This is a genomic window from Lentzea nigeriaca (assembly GCF_016907955.1).
Lineage (GTDB): Bacteria > Actinomycetota > Actinomycetes > Mycobacteriales > Pseudonocardiaceae > Lentzea > Lentzea nigeriaca.
Genome location: NZ_JAFBCX010000007.1, coordinates 13,718 through 35,254, shown reverse-complemented (window position 1 = coordinate 35,254; position 21,537 = coordinate 13,718). Strand labels below are relative to the sequence as shown.

General features: G+C 68.4%; 17 protein-coding genes. 12 read left to right on the top strand and 5 right to left on the bottom strand.

What is annotated here, in order from left to right; genetic code table 11:
• The 10 genes from nuoF to JOD27_RS24540 are packed head-to-tail and all read left to right on the top strand — an operon-like array spanning position 1 to position 12,837.
• Positions 1-1,299, top strand: a complete 1,299-nt coding sequence (nuoF, locus tag JOD27_RS24585) for an NADH-quinone oxidoreductase subunit NuoF (RefSeq protein ID WP_204764642.1) — start codon at positions 1-3, stop codon at positions 1,297-1,299.
• Positions 1,296-3,743, top strand: a complete 2,448-nt coding sequence (locus tag JOD27_RS24580; protein WP_204764641.1) for an NADH-quinone oxidoreductase subunit G — start codon at positions 1,296-1,298, stop codon at positions 3,741-3,743. The genes nuoF and JOD27_RS24580 overlap by 4 nt, the downstream gene beginning before the upstream one ends.
• Positions 3,744-3,763: 20 nt before the next feature.
• On the top strand, positions 3,764-5,065 hold the full coding sequence (nuoH, locus tag JOD27_RS24575; protein WP_204764965.1) for an NADH-quinone oxidoreductase subunit NuoH: 1,302 nt from the start codon (positions 3,764-3,766) through the stop codon (positions 5,063-5,065).
• A gap of 2 nt (positions 5,066-5,067) precedes the next feature.
• On the top strand, positions 5,068-5,583 hold the full coding sequence (nuoI, locus tag JOD27_RS24570) for an NADH-quinone oxidoreductase subunit NuoI (protein ID WP_204764640.1): 516 nt from the start codon (positions 5,068-5,070) through the stop codon (positions 5,581-5,583).
• Positions 5,580-6,431, top strand: a complete 852-nt coding sequence (locus JOD27_RS24565; RefSeq protein WP_372441726.1) for an NADH-quinone oxidoreductase subunit J — start codon at positions 5,580-5,582, stop codon at positions 6,429-6,431. Before nuoI ends, JOD27_RS24565 begins: the two co-directional genes overlap by 4 nt.
• Entirely contained in the window at positions 6,428-6,727 is a 300-nt protein-coding gene (nuoK, locus tag JOD27_RS24560; protein WP_030473209.1) for an NADH-quinone oxidoreductase subunit NuoK, read from the top strand. Before JOD27_RS24565 ends, nuoK begins: the two co-directional genes overlap by 4 nt.
• A gap of 10 nt (positions 6,728-6,737) precedes the next feature.
• Positions 6,738-8,675: an NADH-quinone oxidoreductase subunit L gene (gene nuoL, locus JOD27_RS24555; RefSeq protein WP_307830306.1), complete on the top strand. Its 1,938-nt coding sequence runs from the start codon at positions 6,738-6,740 to the stop codon at positions 8,673-8,675.
• Positions 8,672-10,240: an NADH-quinone oxidoreductase subunit M gene (locus JOD27_RS24550; protein ID WP_204764639.1), complete on the top strand. Its 1,569-nt coding sequence runs from the start codon at positions 8,672-8,674 to the stop codon at positions 10,238-10,240. The genes nuoL and JOD27_RS24550 overlap by 4 nt, the downstream gene beginning before the upstream one ends.
• A 1-nt stretch (position 10,241) precedes the next feature.
• Positions 10,242-11,816 (top strand): NADH-quinone oxidoreductase subunit NuoN, encoded by a 1,575-nt coding sequence (gene nuoN, locus JOD27_RS24545; RefSeq protein ID WP_204764638.1) that lies wholly within the window; start codon positions 10,242-10,244, stop codon positions 11,814-11,816.
• A gap of 55 nt (positions 11,817-11,871) precedes the next feature.
• The gene (locus JOD27_RS24540) at positions 11,872-12,837 is read left to right on the top strand and encodes a polyprenyl synthetase family protein (protein ID WP_239568781.1); all 966 of its coding nucleotides are present in this window, start codon (positions 11,872-11,874) and stop codon (positions 12,835-12,837) included.
• 177 nt (positions 12,838-13,014) lie between these two features.
• On the opposite strand, the gene rarD is transcribed toward JOD27_RS24540, so the two are convergent.
• The gene (rarD, locus tag JOD27_RS24535; protein ID WP_204764636.1) at positions 13,015-13,938 is read right to left on the bottom strand and encodes an EamA family transporter RarD; all 924 of its coding nucleotides are present in this window, start codon (positions 13,936-13,938) and stop codon (positions 13,015-13,017) included.
• Between the two features lie 145 nt (positions 13,939-14,083).
• Between rarD and JOD27_RS24530 the strand changes: the two genes are divergently transcribed.
• On the top strand, positions 14,084-16,198 hold the full coding sequence (locus JOD27_RS24530; protein ID WP_204764635.1) for a sunset domain-containing protein: 2,115 nt from the start codon (positions 14,084-14,086) through the stop codon (positions 16,196-16,198).
• Positions 16,199-16,256: 58 nt separating this feature from the next.
• Here the strand turns inward: JOD27_RS24530 and JOD27_RS24525 are convergent, their stop codons facing one another.
• From JOD27_RS24525 to JOD27_RS24510, 4 genes are all read right to left on the bottom strand, one after another.
• Positions 16,257-17,306 carry a 2-oxoacid:ferredoxin oxidoreductase subunit beta gene (locus JOD27_RS24525; RefSeq protein WP_204764634.1) on the bottom strand — a complete coding sequence of 350 codons (1,050 nt, stop codon included), beginning with the start codon at positions 17,304-17,306 and terminating at the stop codon, positions 16,257-16,259.
• Positions 17,303-19,141: a 2-oxoacid:acceptor oxidoreductase subunit alpha gene (locus tag JOD27_RS24520; protein WP_204764633.1), complete on the bottom strand. Its 1,839-nt coding sequence runs from the start codon at positions 19,139-19,141 to the stop codon at positions 17,303-17,305. The genes JOD27_RS24525 and JOD27_RS24520 overlap by 4 nt, the downstream gene beginning before the upstream one ends.
• Positions 19,142-19,352: 211 nt before the next feature.
• Positions 19,353-20,093, bottom strand: a complete 741-nt coding sequence (locus JOD27_RS24515) for an enoyl-CoA hydratase (RefSeq protein WP_204764632.1) — start codon at positions 20,091-20,093, stop codon at positions 19,353-19,355.
• 9 nt (positions 20,094-20,102) lie between these two features.
• Positions 20,103-20,543, bottom strand: coding sequence for an Lrp/AsnC family transcriptional regulator (locus JOD27_RS24510; RefSeq protein ID WP_089948968.1), 441 nt, complete (start codon positions 20,541-20,543; stop codon positions 20,103-20,105).
• A gap of 147 nt (positions 20,544-20,690) precedes the next feature.
• Here JOD27_RS24510 and ddaH point away from each other — a divergent pair, with 147 nt between their 5' ends.
• Positions 20,691-21,503 carry a dimethylargininase gene (gene ddaH / locus JOD27_RS24505; protein WP_204764962.1) on the top strand — a complete coding sequence of 271 codons (813 nt, stop codon included), beginning with the start codon at positions 20,691-20,693 and terminating at the stop codon, positions 21,501-21,503.
• Positions 21,504-21,537: the final 34 nt, after the last annotated feature.

Sequence of the window (21,537 nt, the reverse complement as noted above, 5' to 3'; positions counted from 1 at the left end):
ATGGTTGACCCGCTGACTCCCGTTCTCACCAAGCGCTGGACCGAGCCCAGGTCCTGGACCATCGAGACCTACGAGCGCACCGGTGGCTACACCGCCCTGCCCAAGGCGCTGAAGGCCCACCCGGACCAGCTCATCCAGCAGTGCAAGGACTCCGGGCTGCGCGGCCGCGGCGGCGCCGGCTTCCCCACCGGCATGAAGTGGGGCTTCATCCCGCAGGGCGACGGCAAGCCGCACTACCTCGTCATCAACGCCGACGAGGGCGAGCCGGGCACCTGCAAGGACATCCCGCTGATGATGGCGGACCCGCACTCGCTGATCGAGGGCGTGATCATCACGTCGTACGCGATCCGCGCGAACTTCGCGGCGATCTACGTCCGCGGCGAGGTCCTGCACTGCATCCGCCGCCTCAACGCGGCGGTGCGCGAGGCGTACGCCAAGGGCTACCTCGGCAAGGACATCCTCGGCAGCGGGTTCGACCTCGACGTCGTGGTGCACGCCGGCGCCGGCGCGTACATCTGTGGCGAGGAAACGGCACTGCTCGACTCGCTGGAGGGCCGTCGTGGCCAGCCGCGGCTCAAGCCTCCGTTCCCCGCGACCTCGGGTCTGTACGCGTCGCCCACCGTGGTGAACAACGTCGAGACGATCGCGTCGGTTCCCTTCATCGTCAACGGCGGTTCGGACTGGTTCCGCGAGATGGGCCGCGACCGCTCGCCCGGTCCGAAGATCTTCTCGTTGTCGGGCCACGTCACGAACCCCGGCCAGTACGAGGCGCCGATGGGCACCACGCTCCGGCAGCTGCTGGACATGGCCGGTGGCATGAAGGACGGCATCCCGCTGAAGTTCTGGACGCCGGGTGGCTCGTCCACCCCGCTGTTCACCGCGGACCACCTCGACGTGCCGCTGGACTTCGAGGGAGCGGCCGAGGCGGGCTCGATGCTCGGCACGACCGCGATCCAGATCTTCAACGAGACCGTGTCCGTGCCGTGGGCCGTCATGAAGTGGACGGAGTTCTACAAGCACGAGTCGTGCGGCAAGTGCACGCCGTGCCGTGAAGGCACGTACTGGCTGGTGCAGATCCTGCAGCGGATGGTGCGGGGCGAGGGCACGGCGAGCGACATCGACACGTTGCTCGACGTCTGCGACAACATCCTCGGCCGCTCGTTCTGCGCACTCGGTGACGGTGCCGTCAGCCCGATCACCAGTGGCATCAAGTACTTCAAGGACGAGTTCCTCGCCCTGTGTCACGAGAACTCTCCCAAAAATGGGGCTAGCACCGTCCTGGCTGGAGCGAACGCATGACCATCGCCCCTGACAAGAACTCCACCGAGGTTGCCGTGCCCGAGGGTCACGTCAAGCTCGTCATCGACGGCGTCGAGGTCATCGCGCCCAAGGGTGAGCTGCTGATCCGCACGGCCGAGCGCCTCGGCACGGTCATCCCGCGCTTCTGCGACCACCCGCTGCTGGAGCCCGCGGGCGCCTGCCGCCAGTGCCTCGTCGAGGTCGAGATGGGCGGCCGGCCGATGCCGAAGCCGCAGGCCTCCTGCACGATGACGGTCGCGGACGGCATGGTCGTGAAGACCCAGCTGACCTCGCCGGTCGCGGACAAGGCCCAGCAGGGTGTGATGGAGCTGCTGCTCATCAACCACCCGCTGGACTGCCCGATCTGCGACAAGGGCGGCGAGTGCCCGCTGCAGAACCAGGCGATCGCGCACGGCCGCGCGGACTCCCGGTTCCACGAGCACAAGCGGACGTTCCCGAAGCCGATCAACATCTCCACGCAGGTGCTGCTCGACCGCGAACGCTGCGTGCTCTGCCAGCGCTGCACCAGGTTCTCCGCGCAGATCGCCGGCGACCCGTTCATCGAGCTGCTGGAGCGCGGTGCGCAGCAGCAGATCGGTGTGGCGCCGGAGAAGCCGTTCCAGTCGTACTTCTCCGGCAACACCATCCAGATCTGCCCGGTCGGTGCTCTGACGAGCGCCGCCTACCGGTTCCGCGCCCGGCCGTTCGACCTCGTGTCGACGCCGAGCGTGTGCGAGCACTGCTCCTCCGGTTGTGCCGAGCGCACCGACTGGCGGCGCGGCAAGGTGCAGCGCAAGCTCGCCGGCGACGACCCGCAGGTCAACGAGGAGTGGATCTGCGACAAGGGCCGGTTCGCCTTCCGCTACGCCACGGCCGACGACCGCATCACGCGGCCGCTCGTGCGCGACGAGGAGACCGGTGAGCTGCGCGAGTCCTCGTGGACCGAGGCGCTGCAGGTCGCGGCGGCCGGTCTGACGGCGGCCCGCGACGCGAACGGCGTCGGTGTGCTCACCGGTGGCCGGCTGACCGTCGAGGACGCCTACGCGTACTCGAAGTTCGCCCGGATCGCGTTGCACACCAACGACATCGACTTCCGCGCCCGGCCGCACAGCGCCGAGGAGCTCGAGTTCCTGTCGTCGACGACGGTCTTCACCAACCCGGACAACGGCGTCACCTTCCAGGGCATCGAGAAGGCACCTGCGGCTCTGCTGGTCGCGTTCGAGCCGGAGGAAGAGGCGCCGATCGTCTTCCTGCGTCTGCGCAAGGCCGCTCGCAAGGGCACCACGAAGGTCTTCCACCTCGGCCAGTTCACGACCCCGGCCGTGGAGAAGACGTTCGGCACGCTGCTCGCCTGTGTGCCCGGTGCCGAGGCGTCAGCGCTCAACGCGTTGCCGGAGCACGCTTCCGACGTCGTCGAGCTGCTGGGCAAGCCCGGTGCGGTGATCCTGGTCGGCGAGCGCGCCGCCGAGATCCCCGGCGCGTTCACCGCGGTCGCGAGGCTCGCGGAGCGCACCGGCGCCCAGGTCGCGTGGATTCCCCGTCGTGCCGGTGAGCGCGGTGCGCTCGCGGTCGGTGCCGTGCCGAACCTGCTGCCCGGTGGCCGCCACGTCACGAACGCCGCCGCGCGCACCGAGGTCGAGCGGACCTGGGGTGTCGAGGAGGGCTCGCTGCCCGCGACGCCGGGCCGTGACACCAACGGGATTCTCGAAGCCGTCGCCAACGGCGAGCTGTCCGGTCTGGTGGTCGGCGGCGTCGACCCGTTCGACCTGCCGGACCCCGCGCTGGCCGAGAAGGCGTTGTCCGAGGCCAAGTTCATCGTGAGCCTCGAACTGCGGCCGAGCGCCGTGACCGCGCAGGCGAACGTCGTGCTCCCGATCGCTCCCGCGGTCGAGAAGTCCGGCAGCTACCTCAACTGGGAGGGCCGCCGCCGCGAGTTCGGCACGACGCTCGAAGGCACCGGCGCGCTGCCGGACTGCCGTGTGCTCGACACCCTCGCGGTGGAGATGGACGCGGACCTGTTCACGCAGACGCCGGCCGCCGCGGCCGCCGACCTGGCCCGCCTGGGCGAGGGCGCCCCGAGCGGCTCGTCGCTCAACGTCGCCCCGCCGCTCACCGGTCCCGCCGGTGCCGGCAAGGCCGTGCTCGCCACCTGGCACCGGCTGATCGGCAACGGCTCGCTGCAGGTCGACGAGCCGCACCTCGCCGGTACGGCTCGCCCGGTCGTCGCGAAGGTCGCGGAGGCCACCGCGCAGCAGTTCGGGCTCGAGACCGGCGGCTACGTGACGGTCTCCACCGACCGCGGCGCGATCACGCTCCCGGTCGAGACCGACGACCTGCCCGAGGGCGTCATCTGGCTGCCCACCAACTCGGGTGACGTGACCGTCCGGGCCACGCTCGGCGCGGGCCACGGCTCGATCGTCTCCGTGAGCGGAGGGAATTCATGACGAAGAACTTCGCAGCGGAGATCGGCGACACCGCCAAGCTCCTCGCGGACGACCCGATCTGGCTGGTCCTGATCAAGGTCGTCGGGATCTTCGCGTTCCTGGTGGTCATGACCCTGTTCATGATCAACTGGGAGCGCAAGGTCGTCGCGCGCATGCAGCACCGCCCCGGCCCCAACCGCGTCGGCCCCAACGGCTGGCTGCAGTCGCTGGCGGACGGTCTGAAGCTCGCGTTCAAGGAGGACATCCGCCCGGTCCTCGCGGACAAGTGGGTCTTCTTCCTCGCGCCGGTGATCTCCTGCATCCCCGCGTTCCTCGCGTTCTCGGTGATCCCGCTCGCCGGCAAGGTCAGCATGTTCGGCCAGGAGACCTCGCTGCAGCTCGTCGACCTGCCGGTCGGCGTGCTGGTGGTGCTGGCCTGCTCCTCGCTCGGTGTCTACGGCATCGTGCTGTCCGGCTGGGCCTCCGGCTCGCCGTACCCGCTGCTGGGTGCTCTGCGAAGCGCCGCGCAGGTGATCTCCTACGAGATCGCGATGGGTCTGTCGATCGTCGCGGTGATCATGTTCACCGGCTCGATGTCGACGGGTGACATCGTGAACGCGCAGGCGAACATGCTCGGTGGCGTCGTCCCCGGCTGGTTCGGCCTGCTGCTGTTCCCGAGCTTCGTGATCTACGTGGTGTCGATGGTCGGCGAGACCAACCGCGCGCCGTTCGACCTCCCCGAGGCCGAGTCGGAGCTGGTCGGTGGTTTCCACACCGAGTACAGCTCGCTGAAGTTCGCGCTGTTCTTCCTCGCGGAGTACGTCAACATGGTCACCGTCTCGGCGCTCGCGACCACGCTCTTCCTCGGCGGCTACCGCGCCCCGTGGAGCGGCGAGTTCATGAACACCGGCTGGTGGGGCCTGCTCTGGTTCATCGCCAAGACGCTGCTGTTCCTGTTCCTCTTCATCTGGCTGCGCGGCACGCTTCCCCGCCTGCGCTACGACCAGTTCATGAAGCTGGGCTGGAAGGTGCTGGTCCCGACCAGCCTCGTCTGGATCATGGCCGTCGCGGTCATCCGCACCGGTGCGTTGAAGGACATGTCCAACGCGCAGAAGCTGATCGCGCTCGGCGTGGTCGTCGGCCTCGTGCTGTTGCTCTCGTTCCTGCTGCCGGACAAGAAGGTCACCGACACCAAGGGCGTGCCGCTCGCCGGCTCCGGCTTCCCGCTGCCGCCGCTCGACCTCGCCGTCCCCAAGTCAGCGCCCAAGCGCAAGGTCAAGGTCGCCAACATCCCCGCTGCGAACACAGCCAAGGCAGTCACCACCGGTAAGGAGGCTGAGTAGGGATGTTCGAGTCCCTGAAAGGCTTCGGCGTCACCTTCGGCACCATGTTCAAGAAGGTGGTGACGGAGGAGTACCCCGAGGTCAAGAAGGTGACCGCGCCGCGGTTCCACGGCCGTCACCAGCTGAACAGGCACCCGGACGGGCTGGAGAAGTGCGTCGGCTGCGAGCTGTGCGCGTGGGCCTGCCCGGCGGACGCGATCTTCGTCGAGGGTGGCGACAACACCGAGGACGCGCGCTACTCGCCCGGTGAGCGCTACGGCAAGGACTACCAGATCAACTACCTGCGGTGCATCGGCTGCGGCCTGTGCATCGAGGCGTGCCCGACCCGCTCGCTCACGATGACGAACGAGTACGAGCTCGCCGACGACAACCGGCAGGACCTGATCTTCACGAAGGAGGACCTGCTCGCTCCGCTGCTGCCCGGCATGGAGCAGCCGCCGCACCCGATGCGGCTCGGCGACAACGAGCAGGACTACTACGTGAACGGGCCGCAGCTCGCGAAGGAGGCCGGACAGTGAGCCTTCTCGTGCAGTTCCTGGCTCAGCAGCCGGAGCCCGTGCAGCAGGTGGTCGACAAGGTCACCACCGGCGAGGCCATCGCGTTCTGGGTGCTCGGCCCGCTCGCGCTGGCCGGCGCGCTCGGCATGCTCTTCGCGCGCAACGCCGTGCACTCCGCGCTGTGGCTCGTGGTGACGATGCTCAGCCTGGGTGTGCTGTACATGATCCAGCAGGCGCCGTTCCTCGGCTTCGTGCAGATCATCGTCTACACCGGCGCGATCATGATGCTCTTCCTGTTCGTGCTGATGATGGTCGGCCGTGACAGTTCGGACTCCGTGGTCGAAGTGATCCGCGGACAACGGCTCGCGGCCGCGTTGCTCGGCATCGGGTTCGCCGTCCTGATGGTCGGTTCCGTGGCTCGCGCGCTCACCTCGGTGCAGCCGAAGGGTCTGGTGGAGGCGAACACCACGAACGGCGGCAACGTCGGCAACATCGGCACGAAGCTCTTCACGGACTACCTGTTCCCGTTCGAGCTCACCTCGGCGCTGCTCATCGTCGCCGCGCTCGGCGCGATGATCCTGGCCTTCGTCGGCAGGGACGGGAAGCCCGCGCGCAAGACGCAGAAGGAACTCGTCGAAGAGCGCTTCCAGGACGGCACGCGGGTCGGGTCCATCCCCGGTCCCGGCGTCTTCGCCACCGCGAACTCGGTGGCCACTCCCGCACTGCTGCCCGACGGCAGCGTGTCGGAGGAGTCGCTGTTCGAGCTCATCGAGGCGACCGACTCCTCCGTGCTGTCGGACGACGTCGCCGAGGTCGCGGGGACCGGTCACCAGCCGGACCCGCACGCGCTCAAGGGAAGTGAGTCGTGACTCCCACGTACTACCTGCTGCTGTCGGCGCTGCTGTTCAGCATCGGCGCCGTCGGTGTCCTGGTGCGGCGCAACGCCATCGTGGTCTTCATGTGCGTCGAGCTCATGCTCAACGCGGTCAACCTGAGCCTCGTGACGTTCGCGCGGATCAACGGCTCGCTCGACGGTCAGGTGATGGCGTTCTTCGTGATGGTCGTCGCCGCGGCGGAGGTCGTGGTCGGCCTCGCGATCATCATGTCCATCTTCCGGACGCGTCGCTCGGCCTCGGTCGACGACTCGAACCTGCTGAAGTACTGAGGGGTCACCGGTGACGGAACCTGTTGCCGCCAGCGGGATCGCTTCTCTCGCCTGGCTGTTGTTGGCGCTGCCCGCGTTCGGCGCGGCGGTGCTGCTGGTCGGTGGCAAGCGCACCGACAAGTGGGGTCATCTGCTCGGCTGCGCCACCATCCTCGGCGCGTTCGGCTACGGACTCGCGCTGTTCTTCTCGACGCTCGGCATCTCGAACCCGGAAGAGCGCGTGCAGAACCTGCACCTGTTCAACTGGGTCGACATCAACGCGCTGACCGTCGAGTTCGGACTGCGGCTGGACCCGCTGTCGCTCACGTTCGTCCTGCTGATCACCGGTGTGGGCTCGCTGATCCACATCTACTCGATCGGTTACATGGCGCACGAGGAAGGCAGGCGGAAGTTCTTCGCCTATCTCAACCTCTTCGTGTCGGCGATGCTCCTGCTGGTGCTGGGCAACGGTTTCGTGACCCTGTACTTCGGCTGGGAGGGCGTCGGTCTCGCCTCGTACCTGCTGATCGGCTGGTACCAGTACAAGCCGGAAGCGGCGTCGGCGGCCAAGAAGGCCTTCCTGATGAACCGCGTCGGTGACCTCGGTCTGGCCATCGCGATCTTCATGATGTTCAACCGGCTCGGGACGACCCAGTACACCGAGGTCTTCAGCCGGGTGAAGGAGTTCTCCAGCGCCGAGATCCTCGCGATCACGCTGCTGCTGCTCCTGGGCGCCTGCGGCAAGTCCGGTCAGTTCCCGCTGCAGGCCTGGTTGCCGGACGCCATGGCCGGTCCGACCCCGGTGTCCGCCCTGATCCACGCGGCAACGATGGTCACCGCGGGTGTGTACCTGATCGCCCGCTCGAACCCGATCTACGACCTGAGTGCCGACGGCCGCCTGGTCGTGATGATCATCGGCGGCGTCACGCTGCTGATCGGATGCATCATCGGTTGCGCCTACGACGACTTCAAGAAAGTCCTGGCGTACTCGACCGTCTCGCAGATCGGGTACATGATCCTCGCGGTGGGCCTCGGTCCGGTCGGTTACGCGCTCGGCATCATGCACCTGCTGACGCACGGCTTCTTCAAGGCGGGGCTCTTCCTCGGTGCCGGTTCGGTCATGCACGGCATGAACGACGAGGGCAACATCCGGCGGATGGGCGGTCTCGCGAAGTACCTGCCGATCACGTTCGTCACCTGGACGCTCGGCTACCTCGCGCTGATCGGCATCCCGCCGTTCTCCGGCTACTTCTCGAAGGACGCCATCATCGCGGCGGCGTTCACCGCGGAGGGCTGGCGCGGGTACGTCTTCGGCGGTGTCGCACTGCTCGGTGCCGCGCTGACCGCGTTCTACATGACGCGCCTGCTGATCCTCGTCTTCCTGGGCAAGCCCCGCTGGAAGGAACTGAAGTCCGAGGACGGCCGCGACTACCACCCGCACGAGTCGCCGCTCACGATGACCGTCCCGATGATCATCCTCGCGGTCGGGTCCGTCGGTGCCGGTTGGTGGTTCTCCGCCGGTGGACGTCTCGCCGGCTGGCTCGAGCCCTCGCTGGGCGAGCTCAGGGAAGAGCACGGCATCCTGTCGCACGGCATGATCGGGATCCTGACCGTCGTGCTGTCGCTGGTCGGTGCGGGCCTCGCGTTCCTGCTCTTCGGCCGCAGTGCGCAGCCGGTCGAGCGGCCGGCGCGGGTGTCGTTCCCGGTGCGCGCCGCCCGTGCGGACCTCTACGGCAACGCACTGAACGAGGCCCTGTTCGCGCGGCCGGGCACCTGGCTCACCCGCGCGCTCGTGTTCCTCGACCTGAAGGGCGTCGACGGTCTGGTCAACGGCACCGCGGCGCTGCTCGGCGGTAGCTCCGGCCGGTTGCGCAGGCTGCAGACCGGGTTCGTCCGCTCCTACGCACTGTCCATGCTGCTGGGCTCGATCTTCGTGCTCGGGGCGCTCCTGGTGGTGAGGTTCTCGTGACCTGGGTTCTGATCGCGCTGCTGGTCGTGCCGCTCGTCGGCGCGCTGGTGGTGTCGTTCCTGCGCAAGGACGACACGAAGGCCAAGCTCGTCGCACTGGCGTTCTCGGTCGTCGAGCTGGTGCTCGGCGTTCTGCTGTGGACCGCCTACAAGCCCGGTGGCGACCGCATCCAGCTCGCCTTCGGCGTGGACTGGATCCCGGCGTTCGGCGTGCGGCTGTCGTTCGGCATCGACGGCATCGCGCTGGTGATGATCGCGGTGATCGCGCTGCTGATCCCGCTGGTGATCGGGGCCGGCTGGACGGAGAAGCTGCCGGCCGGTCGTTCCCAGGGCGGGTACCTCGCGCTGATCCTGGTGCAGGAGGCCGTGACGGTCGCGGTGTTCGCCGCCACCGACGTCTTCCTGTTCTACGTGCTGTTCGAGGTCATGCTGATCCCGATGTACTTCCTGATCGGCGGCTACGGCGGCGCGCGCAGGCAGTACGCGGCGGTCAAGTTCTTCCTCTACTCGTTCCTCGGCGGCCTGATCATGCTGGCCTCCGCGATCGGCGCCTACGCGATGGCGTCGGACGAGCTGGGCAAGGGCACGTTCGACTGGGCGACGCTCGTGACCGTGGTCCGCGACGCCGACCCGACGACGCAGACCTGGCTGTTCCTCGGCTTCTTCCTGGCGTTCGCGATCAAGGCGCCGCTCGTGCCGTTCCACACCTGGCTGCCCGACGCGGCCGCCGAGGCGCCCATCGGCGTCACGGTGATCGTCGTCGGCATCCTGGACAAGGTCGGCACGTTCGGCATGCTGCGCTACCTGCTGCCGATGTTCCCGACGGCGTCGAAGAACCTGGCGCCGCTCGTGCTCGTGCTGGCGGTGGTCGGTGTCCTCTATGGATCGTTGCTCGCCACGGGCCAGCGGGACATGAAGCGGTTCCTCGCCTACGTCTCGATCGCCCACTTCGGCTTCATCGCGCTCGGCATCTTCTCGTTCACGTCCCAGGCGGGCGTGGGCTCGGTGTCGTACATGCTCAACCACTCGATCTCGACCGGCATGCTGATCCTGGTGATCGGCATGGTGATCGCGCGCGGTGGTTCGTCGCAGATCTCCGACTACGGCGGCATGTCGAAGGTGGCGCCGCTGCTCGCCGGCATGCTGCTGATCTCCGGTCTGACCACGCTGTCGCTGCCGGGCACGAACTCATTCGTCTCCGAGTTCCTCGTGCTGATCGGCTCGTTCCCGACGCAGCCGGTCTACACGATCCTCGCGACGGTCGGCATGGTGCTCGCGGCGCTCTACGTGCTGTGGCTCTACCAGCGGATGATGACCGGCCCGCTGCGCGGCGACGCCCTCCTGGCCGCTGCCTCTGGTCCGGGTGCCGTTGGTGACCCGGAGCGCAAGACCACGATCGGCGACCTGAACAAGCGCGAGATCGCGGTCCTCGCACCGCTCGTTGTCATCGTGCTGGCACTCGGGTTCTTCCCGCAGCCGGTGCTCGACGTGATCACCCCGTCCGTCGGGGCGACGCTGACCGAGGTCGGCGTGACCGACCCGGTCTCCGTGCAGGAAGGCAAGTGACGTGAACCTTCTCGTCGCTCAGGCGCAGCAGATCGAGGCGCCGGAGATCGATTACGGCGCCATCGCGCCGGTGCTCATCGTGCTCGGCGCGGCGTGCATCAGCGTGCTGCTGGAAGCGTTGCTGCCCAAGCACCAGCGGTGGGCCGTGCAGCTCGTGCTGTCGCTGCTGACGCTGGTCGGGGCCACCGGTGCGTTGATCCTCTACGCGACCTCCGAGCGTCGTCCCGCGCAGGGCGTCGCGACGCTGGCGGGCGCGATCGCGGTCGACTCGCCGTCGCTCTTCCTGTGGGCCACGCTGCTGGTGCTCGCGTTCGGCTCGGTGTTGCTGATCGCCGACCGCTCGGTGGAGCCCGGTGGCGTGTTCGTGGCCCAGGCCGCGATCCGGCCAGGCACCGTCCAGGACCGCGCGCAGGCGACGAAGACCGGCATGCAGACCGAGGTCTTCCCGCTCACGCTGTTCGCGCTCGGCGGCATGATGACGTTCGTCGCGTCGAACGACCTGCTGACCATGTTCATCGCGCTGGAAGTCCTGTCGCTGCCGCTGTACCTGCTGTGCGGGCTGGCTCGCCGCCGTCGCCTGCTCTCACAGGAAGCGGCCGTGAAATACTTCCTGCTGGGTGCGTTCGCCTCCGCGTTCTTCCTGTACGGCGTGGCCCTGCTGTACGGCTACGCGGGTTCGGTGAAGCTCTCGTCCATCGCGGCCGCGGCGGCCGGCACGGACCGCTCGGACACGCTGCTGTTCGCGGGCTTCGGCCTGCTGGTGGTGGGTCTGCTGTTCAAGGCGGCGGTCGGTCCGTTCCACGCCTGGACCCCGGACGTGTACCAGGGCGCGCCGACGCCGGTGACGGCGTTCATGGCCGCGTGCACCAAGGTCGCCGCGTTCGGCGGCATCCTGCGCGTGCTCACGGTGGCGTTCGAGAACACGCAGTGGGAATGGCGCGGCGTGCTCTACGGCGTCGCCGTCGTGTCGATGGTGATCGGCGCGGTGCTGGGTCTCACCCAGACCGACGTGAAGCGCATGATCGCGTACTCCTCGGTGGCGCACGCGGGCTTCCTGCTGATCGGCTCGATCGCGCTGGTGCCGAACGGCACGGGCGTGAGCGCGACCATGTTCTACCTGCTCGCGTACGGCTTCACCACGATCGCCGCGTTCGGCATCGTGTCGCTGGTCCGCAACTCGGACGGCGAGGCGACGCACCTGTCGCAGTGGGCGGGCCTCGCGAAGCGGTCGCCGATCGTGGCGGGCGTCTTCACGTTCCTGCTGCTCGCGCTGGCAGGCATTCCGCTGACGTCCGGCTTCATCGGCAAGTTCGTCGTGTTCAGCGCGGCGATCGAGGCCGGCCTGACCCCGCTCGTGGTGATCGCACTGGTGGCCTCGGCCGTCGCGGCGTTCTTCTACCTGCGGGTGATCGTGCTGATGTACTTCAGCGACCCGGCTCCGGACGGCCCGACCGTCAGCGTGCCCGGTGCGTTCACCACGATCGCGATCACGCTTGGTGCGGTCGTGACCCTGGTGCTCGGTTTGTGGCCCACGTTCGTGCTCGATTGGGCGGGTACCGGCACCTTCCTCAGCTAGGTGTACGTAGTCTGCTGGTGTGACCAGTAGCGAGCATGAGGGACCGGGGTTCGCGTTGGTGGACCCCGTGCTCACCGAGGTAGTCCAGGACGGTCTGGCCGAGGTGGAGCGCATCCTGCACGACGTCGTGCAGAGCGAGTTCCACCCGGTGACGGAAACCTCGCTTCACCTTGTGGAAGCGGGCGGAAAGCGGATCCGCCCGCTCTTCACACTGCTCGCATCGCAGTTCGGCGCCGACTGGGACCGGGACAAGGTCATCAAGGCGGCTGCTGTGGTCGAGCTCACCCACCTCGCCACGCTCTACCACGACGACGTCATGGACGAGGCGACCATGCGGCGCGGCGCGGTGTCCGCGAACGCCAAGTGGGACAACAGCATCGCGATCCTGACGGGCGACTTCCTGTTCGCCCACGCTTCTCGTTTGACGGCCGACCTGGGGACGGACGCGGCGCGGATCATCGCGGAGACCTTCTCGATCCTCGTGACCGGCCAGATGCGCGAGACGGTCGGCCCGCAGCCGGGCGAGGACCCGATCTCCCACTACCTGAAGGTGATCGAGGAGAAGACCGGCGTGCTGATCGCCACCGCGGCGCGGTTCGGCGGCATGTTCTCCGACGCCACCGACGAGCAGATCGACGCGTTGCGCGCGTACGCCGAGGTGATCGGGGCGGCGTTCCAGATCTCCGACGACGTGATCGACATCGCCTCGCCGTCGGTCGAGTCCGGCAAGACACCGGGCACCGACCTGCGTGAGGGCGTGCGGACGCTGCCGATGCTCTACGCGCTCGCCGACCCGTCCGAGACGCGGCTCGCCGAGCTGCTGGCGGGGCCGATCACCGACGACGCGCTGGTGGACGAGGCGCTGACGTTGCTGCGTGCCTCGTCGGGCATGGACAAGGCACGCGAGACCCTCGACGACTACGCGGACCGGGCCCGCACGGAGCTGGGCAAGCTGCCGCCGTGCGCCGCGCGAGACGCGTTGGAGGAGCTGGCGACCTACGTGGTGGCCCGCTCCCGGTAGGGAGGGCGGCGACCACCAGCCTCGACCGGATTTGCCGGACCTCAGTGGGGAACTTGAGCGGCGACGTGTTGCGGGCAGGCTCGCGATGAACGGCGCATTGTTTGCCTGAGGTGGACAAATGCGCCGTCCATGGCGGTCGGGTCCGCCGCTCTCACCGGGCGTACCCGACCTCCCGCACTACTCGGTCGGCGTGAGCAGCTGCTTGCGCCGGTTCCGCACCGCGTCGACCGTGAAGATCGCGAGGGCGAACCAGACCAGGGCGAACCCGATCCACCTGCTGGCGGGCATCGGTTCGTGCATGACGAACACGCCCCACGCGAACTGCAGGATCGGCGCGAGGTACTGCAGCATGCCCATGGTGGTCAGCGGAATCAGCCGCGCGCCCGCGCCGAACAGCAGCAGCGGGATCACCGTGATGATGCCGGTGCTGAGGATCAGCAGCGTGTGGCCGGTGCCCGCGGTCGTGAAGGTGTTCGCGCTGCCGAGCGTGAGCAGGTAGATCAACGCGATCGGCGCGATGACGGCGCTCTCCGCGGTGAGGCTGGAGATCGCGTCGAGCGGCACCTTCTTCTTGAGCAGCCCGTAGACGCCGAACGAGCCGGCCAGGATCAGCGAGATCACCGGCATGCGGCCGTAGTCGATGGTGAGCACGATCACAGCGACGATGACGACGCCGATCGCGACGGTCTGCGGCAGCCGCAGCCGTTCCTTCAGGAAGATCATTCCCAGGGCCACGCTGACCAACGGCGTGATGAAGTAGCCGAGCGCCGACTCGACCACGTGCTGGGTGTTGACGGCGTAGATGTACGTGCCCCAGTTGATCGTGATCAGCACCGCCGCGGCGGTAACGATGAACCAGCCTTTTCCTGATAACTCAAGGAAAGGACGCCACCGCCGGAGGATCACTACGGTGATGGCGAGCATGACGAACGACCAGACGATCCGGTGGGCGAGCACCTCGACCGGCTGGGCGGGCACGAGGAGTGGCCAGTAGGCGGGGAACAGCCCCCAGAGGACGTAGGCCAGTACGCCGTACGTGACCCCTCGCCCCTGGGTGTGAACTTCTGGCGAACTGATGGAAGAAGTCGTCAGAGGGGGCACAAAATCCCACTCTACGCTGGCGTTTCCACTGGTTATTTGCGCTGAACGGCGTAGTGACGGAGCATCATCAAAGGCACTGTAGTTTGGCCATGCTCACCCTTCCGAGTGAGTGGGGTCGGAGTGTGGTCGTAGAAGGGGCTTACCCGTGAATGTCTTCGGGCAGGTCTGGCTGTGGAGTCTGCTCGCGTTCGTCGCGGGAGTGCTGCTCACCTGGCTGGTGATGGTCCGACCCGCACGCAAGCAGGTCGCCGACCTCGAAGATCAACTTCTCGACGCCCGCCGGTCGGCAGCCCCGATCGCGGCGCCCGCTCCCGTCGACGACTTTGAGGTCGACGAGTGGGAGGACGCTCCGCCGCGGTCGTTGAGCGACGAGGTGCTGGCACCACCGGCCCCCTACGTGGAGCCTCCTGCCTACTTCGGTGAGCCCGTGCAGGCTCCCGTCGCCGAGGTCGCCCCGGTCGAGGAAGAGCCGGTCGAGCAGGAGCCCGTCGCCGCGGTCCGCCAGTACATGGAGGCGGACGAGGCGCAGCGCCGGTTCGAGGAGCAGCTGGCCGAGCAGAAGTCGCTCACCGACACCGAGGACGACCGCCCGCGTTCGCTGTTCGAGCGCCTCACCCCGGCCACCGCTCCGGCGGAGACCCCGGCCGAGATGACGACGGTCCTGCCGCGCTCCGGTCTCGGGGCCGCCGACTTCGACGACGAGCCGGAGCTCCCCGCCGAGCAGTCGTCCTTCGTGCCCACCGCGGAGCCGACCGCCGAGGTCGCGCCGCCCGCCCACGAGCCGACCGCGCCGCCGGAGGTCGCCGAGCACGTCGACGACTTCATCTACCAGCCGCGCGAGGTGTGGGCGGAGCAGGAGCAGGAGGCGTTCCTCGACGAGGCCGCCGAGCAGGAGGACGACGAGCCCTCCAGCACCCGCTCCGAGCAGACCACGTTCATCGCGAGCTCCTGGCCCGCCACCGACCTCACCGCGGAGTACCCCGGCCTGCGCGACGAGATCTCCGGGCAGCTGGACAGCTTCGTCGAGCCGGAGGCGCCCGCCGAGCAGACCATGGTCGAGCCGCTCGACCTGGACGCGCCGCACGTCCGCAACGGCGTCTTCGAGTCGACGCTGGCCGAGGAGCCCGGCTTCACCGAGCCGAAGCCCGAGCAGCCGCCGGCACACGCCCGGCGCGAGCCGGCGGAGCCCGAGGACGTCGAGCCCGAGGACGTCGAGCCCGAGCAGTCGCACGGCGCCGAGCCGCAGCCGTCGCACCCCGAGTCGTCGTTCCGCGCGGAGCCGCAGCCGACTCAGTCCGAGCCGCACCCGTCGTTCGACGCTGAGCCGCAACCGTCGTCGCAGCCCGAGCCACAGCCGACGTTCCACGCTGAGCCGCAGCCGACGTCGCAGCCCGAGCCGCAGCCGACGTTCCACACCGAACCCGAGCGCGAGTCCCAGCCGGCGCCGGTCGGCTACGTGCAGCCCTTCAGCACCCCCGGTGCCCCGCCGCCCGCGCCGTTCTCCGCGTTCGGCGCACCCGCCGAGACCCCGACGGAGACCACCGGGCGCCAGCCCCGCGCGGTCGCCGCGGCCTTCGACCACGCCGTGGAGGCACCGAACGTCCCCGCGGCGCCCGAACCCGTCGTCGACCACCCGCGCTCGCTCTTCGAGCCGCTGCTCGACGCCGACGAGCCGCTGCCCCCTCTCGGCCAGACCCGCCAGCTCCCGGAGCCGACCGACGACCAGCCGTTCGTGCCGAAGTTCGTGCCGAGCGACGAGCCCCTGCTCGCCGCGCCACCGGAGCCGGAGCCAGAGCCGGTCCAGACCGACCTGCCCCAGCGCCTGACCGAGGCGGGCCTGCCGATCCGCGAGGCGAGGCGCACCACCCAGCAGCGTCAGCAGAGCTTCGCGGCGTTCGCGGCGTTCGAGTCGCCGAAGCAGGAAGCCCCGCCCGCACCCGCACCGGCCGCTCTCCCGTCCCGCCCGCGCCCCGTCGGCTTCTCGCCGTCCACGGGCGGTCGTCCCAACGGTGCCGCGGCGCCCAGCTCGGCACGGTTCCAGCAGCCGGAGGGCTTCAACCCGCGCTCCCCGTTCGGCCCCGGCTCGGTGCTGCCGAAGTCGGACGGCCTGGCACCGGCCGCGGACTTCGCGGTGAAGGCGACCCTGACCGGCCGCCGCTACTACACCGAGGGTTCCGCGAACTTCGGCGAGACCCGCGCCGACGTGTGGTTCCGCACCGAGGCCGACGCCGAGAAGGCAGGTTTCCGCCCGGCACCCTGACCGATGCGCGAAACGGCCCGCCAGCAGCGCGCTGGCGGGCCGTTCCGGTGTTCCGGGGTCAGCCGACCACGGTCCACGTGTCCTTGCCGTGCAACAGCTTGCTGAGGTCCGCGGCCTTCGCGGCCTTGGCCTCGCTGACCTGGGCCCGTGCGCTGTCGTCGTACGTCGGCCGGTCCGCCCGCCGGAACACACCGGTGACGGTGTGCGTGAGGTCCTGCGTCGACAGCCGCGAGAGCGCGAACGACAGGTTCAGGTCCGACGCGTCGTGGATCACGATGTCCGAAGCGTCCACGTCCGCCGACTTGGCGACCGCGAGCCCGAAGCCCTCGCGGATCACGCAGTACTCGCCCTCACGACCGAAGCGGATCGGCTCGCCGTCGACGACGTTGATGATCCGCCGCTGGGCCTCGTCCGCGTCCTTGAGCACGTCGAACGCGCCGTCGTTGAAGATCGGGCAGTTCTGGTAGATCTCGACGAGCGCCGAGCCGCGGTGCTCGGCGGCCTGGCGCAGCACCGAGGTGAGCCCCGCCCTGTCCGAGTCGATCGCGCGGCCGACGAACGAGGCCTCCGCGCCCAGCGCCAGCGACACCGGGTTGAACGGGTGGTCCAGCGACCCGGCCGGGGTCGACTTGGTGACCTTGCCTTCCTCGGAGGTCGGCGAGTACTGGCCCTTGGTGAGGCCGTAGATCCGGTTGTTGAACAGCAGGATCTTGAGGTTCACGTTGCGCCGCAACGTGTGGATCAGGTGGTTGCCGCCGATGGACAGCGCGTCACCGTCACCGGTCACCACCCACACGCTCAGGTCCGGCCGCGACACGGCGAGACCCGTGGCGATGGCCGGCGCACGGCCGTGGATGGAGTGCATGCCGTAGGTGTTCATGTAGTACGGGAAACGGGACGAACACCCGATGCCCGAGACGAACACGATGTTCTCGCGCTTGAGACCCAGCGACGGCAGGAACGACTGCACGGCGTTGAGCACCACGTAGTCACCGCAGCCGGGGCACCAGCGGACCTCCTGGTCCGACTTGTAGTCCTTGGCCGTCTGCTTCTCGTCGGTGGTGGGAACGCCTGAGAGCCCAGGGATCCCAAGGTCGATCGCAGTCACGCCGACACCCCCTTGATCACGTCAGCGAGCACGTTCTGCAGCTCCTCCGCCTTGAACGGCAGACCCTGCACCTTGGTGTACGACACGGCGTCCACCAGATACTTCGCCCTCAACAGCAACGCCAGCTGGCCCAGGTTCATTTCCGGCACGATCACCTTGTCGTACTTGCGGAGCACCTCGCCCAGGTTCTTCGGGAACGGGTTGAGGTGCCGCAGGTGCGCGTGCGCGACCGGCAGGCCCAGCTTGCGGACCCGGCGCGCCGCCGCGCCGATCGGGCCGTAGGACGAACCCCAGCCGACGACGAGGACCTTGGCCTCGCCGCTCGGGTCGTCGACCACGACGTCCGGGACCTCGATGCCGTCGATCTTCGCCTGGCGCAGGCGGACCATCCGGTCGTGGTTCTCCGGGTCGTACGAGATGTTGCCGGTGACGTCCTGCTTCTCCAGGCCACCGATGCGGTGCTGCAGGCCGGGAGTGCCGGGTACAGCCCACGGGCGGGCCAGGGTCTCCGGGTCACGCGCGTACGGCTGGAACGTCTCCGGGTCCGTCGCGAACTCGACGGTGAGGTCCGGCAGCGAGTCGACGTCCGGGATCAGCCACGGCTCGGAACCGTTCGCGACCGCGCCGTCGGAGAGGAACAGCACCGGCGTGCGGTACTTGAGCGCGATGCGGGCGGCGTCGAGCACGGCGTCGAAGCAGTCGGACGGAGACTGCGGCGCGACGATCGGCACCGGCGACTCGCCGTTGCGGCCGAACATCGCCTGCAGCAGGTCGGCCTGCTCGGTCTTGGTCGGCAGACCGGTGGACGGGCCACCGCGCTGCACGTCGATCACGAGCAGCGGCAGCTCGGTCATCACCGCGAGGCCGATCGTCTCGGACTTCAGCGCGATGCCGGGGCCCGACGTCGACGTCACGCCGAGCGCACCGCCGTAGGACGCGCCGAGCGCGATGCCGATGCCCGCGATCTCGTCCTCGGCCTGCACCGTGGTGATGTCGAAGTTCTTGTGCTTGCTGAGCTCGTGCAGGATGTCCGACGCGGGCGTGATCGGGTACGTGCCGAGCACGACGGGCAGCTTCGACCGCTGCGCCGCCGCGACGATGCCGTACGCCGTCGCCGTGTTGCCGGTGATCTGGCGGTAGGTACCGACGTTGAGCTTCGCGGGCGCCACCTCGTAGGTGACGGCGAAGGCCTCGGTCGTCTCGCCGTAGTTCCAGCCGGCGCGGAACGCCAGCACGTTGGCCTCGGCGATGTCCGGCTTCTTGGCGAACTTCTCGCGCAGGAACCGTTCGGTGCCCTCGGTGGGCCGGTGGTACATCCACGAGAGAAGTCCCAGCGCGAACATGTTCTTCGCGCGCTCGGCGTCCTTCTTGCCGAGCCCGGTCTCCTCCAGCGCGCCGATGGTCAGCGTCGCCATGGCGACCTTGTGCACCTGGAACTTCGCCAGCGACTCGTCCTCGAGCGGGTTCGAGTCGTAGCCGACCTTCGTCAGGTTCCGCTTGGTGAACTCGTCGGTGTTGACGATGAGGATGCCGCCGTCAGGCAGGTCGACGACGTTCGCCTTGAGCGCGGCCGGGTTCATCGCCACGAGCACGTCCGGCCGGTCGCCCGGCGTCAGGATGTCGTAGTCGGCGAAGTGGAGCTGGAACGACGAAACGCCGGGGAGGGTGCCCTGGGGCGCGCGGATCTCGGCGGGGAAGTTGGGCTGCGTGGCGAGATCGTTGCCGAACGCCGCCGCTTCCGACGTGAACCGGTCTCCGGTGAGCTGCATGCCGTCACCGGAGTCGCCGGCGAAGCGGATCACGACGCGATCCAGCTTGCGGGTCTCAGTGCTCATTCCTACGCCGATACCTCTCTCCAAGGGTGGCTGTGCCCCACATCGAGGGTAGTCGCCAGGACCGCCTGCCAGACGGGCCGCGTACCACTAGGCGAGACAAACTGTCCCATCCGCCGCACCGGGTCCTTAACTAGACGGTAAGCACAGCACTACCAGCGGATACCCGAATGCGGCACATGTCACCCTCAATACCTGTTACCCAAGGTAACACCTAGCGTCCACTGATCCGAGCCTTCATCGCGGCCAGCCTGGCAGCGAACTCTGGAGTGTCGATCGAAGCGACCTGTGGCAGCAGCTCGGTCTCGACCGCTTCCGCGTGGTCGTGCATTGCATCGGTCGCCCGCATGGTCGCCTTGATGGTCCGCACGAGTGCTGCTGGTGCCTCCGCAGCCGCCTTGGCCAGCTCTTTTGCTACTCCCAGTGGGTCTTCGGCCTTGGCGTAGGCAAGCCCTTTCTCGACCGCCTGGTCCGCGTCCAAGATCTGCCCGAAGAGCGTCATGGCGGTCGCGGTCTGCCGGTTGGTGATCTTCTGCAACATCCACGTCATGCCGCCGCCGGGGTGGATACCGAGCTGCAGGAACCGAGCGTCGAACCGCGCTTTCGGCCCGGCGACCCTCAGGTCGGCCGCGAGCGCGAGGTTCAACCCGGCACCGACCGCGGCCCCGTTGACCGCGGCGATGGTGGGGATCGTGGCGTTGGCCACTGCCAGGAACCCCTTGTAGATACTGCGGAGGCCTTCGTCCTTGGAGTTGCCGAGCTGCGTGAGGTCGGCGCCGGCGCAGAACGCGGGCGGCGCACCGGTGACGATCAGCGCGTTGGCCGTTGCCTCTGCTTCCGCGACCTTGTCCGCGAGCTCCTGCGACAGATCGATCGTCAGGGCGTTGCGCCGCTCGGGATCGTTGATCGTGATCACGGCGACGGAATCGTTGTGCTCCAGCAGAACCTCGGCCATAGGCCGACTCTAGGGTGCCGGCGGCCGGTCCAGGAGCCGGGACAGCACCACCGTCGACACGGTCCGATCGATGATCTCGACAGCCCTGAGCCGTTCGAGCGCGGTCTCCAGGTGGTGGATGTCAGCTGCCCTGAGGTGCACGATCGCGTCCGCCGCACCGGACACCGTGTAAGCGGCACTGACCTCGGCCATCGGCTCCAGCCGGTGCTGGATGTCGTGCGGCGCGACGTTCCCCTTGCAGTGCACCTCGACGAACGCCTCGGTGCCCCATCCGAGCGCCTCGGGATCCACCACCGCCGTGAACCCCCTGAGCACCCCGTTGTCCAGCAGTTTGTCCACTCGCCGCTTCACCGCGGGCGCACTCAGCCCCACCTCCTTGCCGATCTCCGCGTAGCTGGATCGAGCGTTGGCCATGAGGCACGAAATGATTCGCTGGTCGATGCTGTCCACACGCAACATTCTGCCCTGGTTCACGCAATATCGCGGCGTTGTTCGACGGTCCAGCAGACCTTTACATTTCGATCCATGACCGTATCCATCTCCGGGCCCGGCGAGCCGATCACGCTCGACATCGCGCAGCCCCTCGCGCCGACGCGCATGCCGACCACCCGTCGGTACCTCATGTGCCCGCCGACGTACTTCACGGTGGAGTACGCCATCAACCCGTGGATGGATCCGACCCAGCCCACCAGCACAACGCTGGCCGTGGAACAGTGGACGGCCCTCAAGGAGACCTACGAGCGCCTCGGCCACGAGGTCAACGTCATCGACCCGGCCCCAGGCCTCCCGGACATGGTCTTCTCGGCCAACAGCGGCACCGTCATCGACGGCCGAGTCCTGGGCTCCCGCTTCCGAGCAGAACAGCGCGCCGCCGAAGCCGACCACTTCCGCCGCTGGTTCCTGGCCTCGGGCTACAAGTCCGTGGTCATGCCCACCGCCGTGAACGAGGCCGAGGGCGACTTCACCTGGACCGGCTCCCTCCTCCTCGCCGGCACCGGCTTCCGCACCGACCCCCACGCCCACTCCGAGGCGCAGGAGGTCCTGGGCGTCCCGGTCGTCTCCCTGCAGCTGGTGGACCCGCGCTTCTACCACCTCGACGTGGCCCTGTTCATGCTCGACGACCAGTCCCCGTCCCCCCTGGTCGCCTACTACCCGGAGGCCTTCTCGCCAGGCTCCCAGCAGGTGTTGCGTCGCCTGTTCCCGGACGCCGTGATCGCCAACGACGACGACGCGGTCTGCCTCGGCCTGAACGCGGTGTCCGACGGCAAGCACGTCGTCATGCCGCTCGAGGCCACTCACCTCGCCGAGCAGGTGGCGCGCCGCGGCTTCGAGCCGGTGCTGGTGGACATCTCGGAACTGCGCAAGTCGGGTGGTGGCCCGAAGTGCTGCACGATGGAACTGCGCGGCTGACCTCGCCCACGCAGTGCCGTTCCGTTGTTCCTGC

Excerpts from the sequence above, each read along its gene's own strand:
- nuoF (WP_204764642.1), top strand. The coding sequence starts at position 1 with ATGGTTGACCCGCTGACTCCCGTTCTCACCAAGCGCTGGACCGAGCCC.
- JOD27_RS24520 (WP_204764633.1), bottom strand. The coding sequence starts at position 19,141 with ATGAGCACTGAGACCCGCAAGCTGGATCGCGTCGTGATCCGCTTCGCC.
- ddaH (WP_204764962.1), top strand. The coding sequence starts at position 20,691 with ATGCCGACCACCCGTCGGTACCTCATGTGCCCGCCGACGTACTTCACG.
- JOD27_RS24515 (WP_204764632.1), bottom strand. The coding sequence starts at position 20,093 with ATGGCCGAGGTTCTGCTGGAGCACAACGATTCCGTCGCCGTGATCACG.
- JOD27_RS24580 (WP_204764641.1), top strand. The coding sequence starts at position 1,296 with ATGACCATCGCCCCTGACAAGAACTCCACCGAGGTTGCCGTGCCCGAG.
- nuoI (WP_204764640.1), top strand. The coding sequence starts at position 5,068 with ATGTTCGAGTCCCTGAAAGGCTTCGGCGTCACCTTCGGCACCATGTTC.